Genomic DNA, 3,974 nt, shown 5'->3' with positions numbered 1-3,974 from the left:
ATGTGATACAAACCTGTACTTTTTCCATTATGCAATTCTTTTGCTTCGGCGGTTAATACATCATCCACATGCACCGGTTTTATAAAATTAATGGAAGTATCTAAAGCAACTGATAACACATTGCGATTATTACAGGCAAATGCAAAAGCACTGTCTGCTAAAGAAAATGCAATACCGCCATGTACGATGCCAAAGCCATTGATCATTTCTTTTCGTACGGTCATTTTTATTTTGCTGTACCCTTCTTTTATTTGCAACACTTCAATACCCAGCCACTGGCTGAACAGATCATGCTGCATCATGTGCGTTACTACTTCGTTTGCTGTTGGCATATATTTGTTTTAATACTGTTAAAGGTATAAACAAATTTAGATTGCTGTATTTAGGTTGTACCTTTATTATTACATGAAGATTTCGATACAATATTTCTGTTTTCTTTTTGCGGCAATATTTTTCTGCGGTAATATTTTTGCGCAGGAAAAACTTACGCCAAAACAATTCAATAAAAAATTACAATCCACAACCAACGCATTTTTGTTAGATGTACGTACGCCAAAAGAAGTAAACCGAAGTTATATTAAGCATGCTGTTTTTATGGACATACATGATTCTCTTTTTGAAAAAAGATTAAGTACCATTGATAAAAAAATGCCGGTGTTTGTGTATTGCGCCATTGGCGTACGCAGCCACGATGCAGCAGTGATGCTGAATAAATTAGGCTTTAGCGAAGTGTATGATTTAAAAGGCGGTATTATTAACTGGAAGCTGGATGGCCTGCCCGTAATAAAAGGAAAAGATTTTGACAGCCGCAAAGGAATGGGCAAAGAAGAATTTATTGCAAGTATAAAAGATAAGCCTTTAGTTTTTATAGATTTTTATGCACCATGGTGTGCACCCTGCCAAATAATGGTACCGGCATTAGACAGTATGGTTACGCAAATGAAAGATACGGCACATATTATAAAAATTAATGCCGATGAAAATTTGGTGTTGATGAAAGCATTGCATTTTAATTCCCTGCCGTATATTATGATTTATAAAAAAGGCGTAAGTGTTTTCAGGCAAGAAGGCTTTATGAGCAGGGGCGATATGGAAGCAGCGATAAGAAAATATTATAAATGATACAATCTCTTATTCTCCTTTAAATATTGGAATACGTTTTTCTAAAAAAGAATTAATGCCTTCGTTATAATCAAACGTAGCTGCTGCTTTTTGCTGGTATTCGTCTTCTAACAACAATTGTTCTTCCCAGGAATTAGTGAACGAATTATTCAATGCATGTTTAGTAAATGCTAATCCTTTGGTAGGCATTTGAGAAAGTGTTGCTGCAATTTTTTTACTTTCAACTTCAAAATTTTCATCAGCAAAAACTTTGTATATCATTCCCATTTTTTCTGCATCAGTGGCGTTTACTTTATCACCCGTCATCATTAAGGCACTTGCTTTTTGCCAGCCAATTAAACGTGGTAAAGTAAAAGTGCCGCCGCTGTCGGGTATCAATCCAATTTTACTAAATGCCTGGATAAAAGAAGCTGCAGCAGTCGCAACGACTACATCGCAACACAATGCAATATTTGCACCTGCACCTGCTGCAACGCCATTAACTGCACAAACTACCGGCTTGGGTAAATTTCTTATTTTTTTTACAATCGGGTTATAATGTTCGCTGAGTATTTGTGCTATTTCAATTTTATTTTCACCAACTAATTCACTAATATCCTGCCCGGCACTAAATGCTTTACCTGCGCCGGTAATATATACACAACGTACATCGGGTACACTGGCACATTCATCTAAATGCGCCTGCATGCGTAAAGCCATTTCTCTGTTAAACGCATTAAATTTTTCGGGGCGGTTTAAAATAATATACCCAACATTGTTTTTTATTTCGAATAAAATGGAAGACATAAAATTTATTTATTAAGAAAAGAATTACACTTCAAAGCTTTTTACTTCTGTATGGTGTAAAAGAAAATTATTTACTGCATCGTAATTTCTGTCGGGAGAACTGATACGGTACAAATAAACGGCATCATTATCTTCCTTAACTATTTTCATGCAGCGGAAAGTAGTGCGGTTGGTTAAAAAGAAAGATTCAAATTCTGTCCTGAAATTTTTACCCAATGCAACGGTTTTAATTCTGTAATCTTTTACCCGATGTAAATTATTAATAAATCTTTGTACAGGTTCTAAAACAAATAAAGTAATTACTACCATTACTGATACCACAATGGCTATAGGATAATTATGATAACCAATTGCCATACCCAATGCAGCAGTTACCCAAATTAATGCGGCAGTGGTTAACCCATTTACCGAAATACCTTCTTTAAAAATTACACCAGCACCAATAAAACCAATACCGGTTACAATATTACTGGCAATCCTGTCGGTACTGTCACTTTCTTTGGAAAGAATAGTATAAAGGCAGGAGCCCACACAAATCAAAATCATTGTTCTAAATCCGGCGGGCTTACTGCGGAACTCTCTCTCTAAGCCAATGATAGCACCAATAATAAATGCTGCCGATACCTGGGCAGCTTCTTCAAAATAAATAGATAAATCCATACTTTAAATGTAAGTAATTAACATTAAAATTCATAAAAGCATTAATGACATTTAAAATAATCAAAAGGTTCTTTACAATCATTACATTGATACAAAGCTTTGCAGGCAGTACTTCCAAACTGGCTTATTAATTTTGTGTTGGTTGATTTGCATTGAGGGCATTCAATTACAAGGTCTCCCGTATCGTCTGACCTTGTGTAAGGAGGTGCAATACCGTAGGCTTTTAATTTTTGTTTTCCGGCTTCACTCATCCAGTCGGTTGTCCATGCAGGCGAAAGTACTGAAGTAACTTTTATTTTTTTATAACCATTTTCAAGCAGCCTCATTTTTATATCCATTGTAATCATATCCATTGCCGGGCAGCCGGTGTATGTTGGAGTGATTACGATTTCAATGCCCCCATCCCCTTGCACAGCATCCTGGGTAGAAGGGGAGTTATCGATTTTTACATCTCTTACAATTCCTAAATCTAAAATGCTAAGTACAGGTACTTCGGGATCGCAAACTGTTTCAAGTATTTGCCAGATATTTTGCTCTGCTATTTTTTTATCAACTACCATGTAGAATTTGGATAAGCTCTTTGCATGTATTGCAACTCTGTTAAAATATAACCTAAATGCTCAGTGTGAACACCTTCTTTTCCCCCTGTTTGCATAAAAACATTTTCAGGCAAAGGCAATGTGGCTTCATCAAAAATAATTTTTACTTTTTGCAGCCATTCGTCTTTTAATACTGTAACATCAATTTCTTTTTCATACTCACCCGGTACAAACATTTCACCTGTATATTTCCATAATTCCTCAATAGCTTTCAGCATTCTTGTTTTACTTTCTGCAGTACCATCGCCTAAGCGTATTACCCATTCGCTGCTCCAGCGTACATGATACTTTATTTCTTTTAAGGCTTTTGCAGTAATGGCTGCCAGTTGTTCGTCTTTGCTATGCTCCAGTTTTTCAAATAATAAATATTGAAACTGGCTGAATAAATATTGCCGTAAAATGGTTTGTCCCCAATCGCCATTGGGTTGCTCCACCAATAATAAATTCTTAAATTCTCTTTCTTTTCTTAAGTATGCAAGAGAATCTTCCGTTGCGTCTCCACCAATTAAATTAGCCGCATATTGATAAAAATTTCTTGATTGCCCAATAAGGTCCAACGAAATATTGGTGATAGCAATATCCTGTTCTAATATTGGCCCATGACCACACCACTCTGCATTTCTTTGTGCAAGAATTAAAGTGGTATCCGCAAGGGATAGTATGTAATCAATTAATTTATTCTCCATAACAGTCCCCCTTTAGGGGATAGGGGTTTACATGTGATTTACTTCCTCAGGCAAATTATAAAAAGTTGGGTGCCGGTACACTTTATCAATCGCAGGTTCATACAATTCTCCCGATTGCTCA

Annotated in this window: 6 protein-coding genes; 1 reads left to right on the top strand and 5 read right to left on the bottom strand. The window is 36.1% G+C overall.

Annotation, left to right across the window (positions count from 1 at the left end; genetic code table 11):
* Positions 1 to 332: hotdog fold thioesterase (locus ACY651_RS15310; RefSeq protein WP_462254294.1), on the bottom strand; the 332-nt coding region annotated here is incomplete at its 3' end.
* 73 nt (positions 333 to 405) lie between these two features.
* On the opposite strand from ACY651_RS15310, the gene ACY651_RS15305 reads away from it, so the two are divergent.
* Complete coding sequence (locus ACY651_RS15305) at positions 406 to 1,122, top strand: thioredoxin domain-containing protein (RefSeq protein WP_462254292.1); 717 nt, start codon at positions 406 to 408, stop codon at positions 1,120 to 1,122.
* A 9-nt stretch (positions 1,123 to 1,131) separates the two neighbouring features.
* Here the strand turns inward: ACY651_RS15305 and ACY651_RS15300 are convergent, their stop codons facing one another.
* Genes ACY651_RS15300 through paaC form a run of 4 tightly spaced genes read right to left on the bottom strand, consistent with a single transcriptional unit; the run spans position 1,132 to position 3,853 of the window.
* Positions 1,132 to 1,908: an enoyl-CoA hydratase-related protein gene (locus ACY651_RS15300; protein ID WP_462254290.1), complete on the bottom strand. Its 777-nt coding sequence runs from the start codon at positions 1,906 to 1,908 to the stop codon at positions 1,132 to 1,134.
* Positions 1,909 to 1,932: 24 nt separating this feature from the next.
* Positions 1,933 to 2,568, bottom strand: a complete 636-nt coding sequence (locus ACY651_RS15295) for an MgtC/SapB family protein (RefSeq protein WP_462254288.1) — start codon at positions 2,566 to 2,568, stop codon at positions 1,933 to 1,935.
* Between the two features lie 41 nt (positions 2,569 to 2,609).
* Entirely contained in the window at positions 2,610 to 3,128 is a 519-nt protein-coding gene (gene paaD / locus ACY651_RS15290; protein WP_462254286.1) for a 1,2-phenylacetyl-CoA epoxidase subunit PaaD, read from the bottom strand.
* Positions 3,122 to 3,853, bottom strand: a complete 732-nt coding sequence (gene paaC / locus ACY651_RS15285) for a 1,2-phenylacetyl-CoA epoxidase subunit PaaC (protein WP_462254284.1) — start codon at positions 3,851 to 3,853, stop codon at positions 3,122 to 3,124. Before paaC ends, paaD begins: the two co-directional genes overlap by 7 nt.
* Between the last annotated feature and the right edge of the window lie 121 nt (positions 3,854 to 3,974).

The sequence above is a fragment of the Ferruginibacter sp. genome, assembly GCF_031391665.1.
In the GTDB taxonomy this organism is placed as follows: domain Bacteria; phylum Bacteroidota; class Bacteroidia; order Chitinophagales; family Chitinophagaceae; genus Ferruginibacter.
Note: the sequence above shows the minus strand (reverse complement) of the source record. Positions and strands in the feature narration are given on the sequence as shown.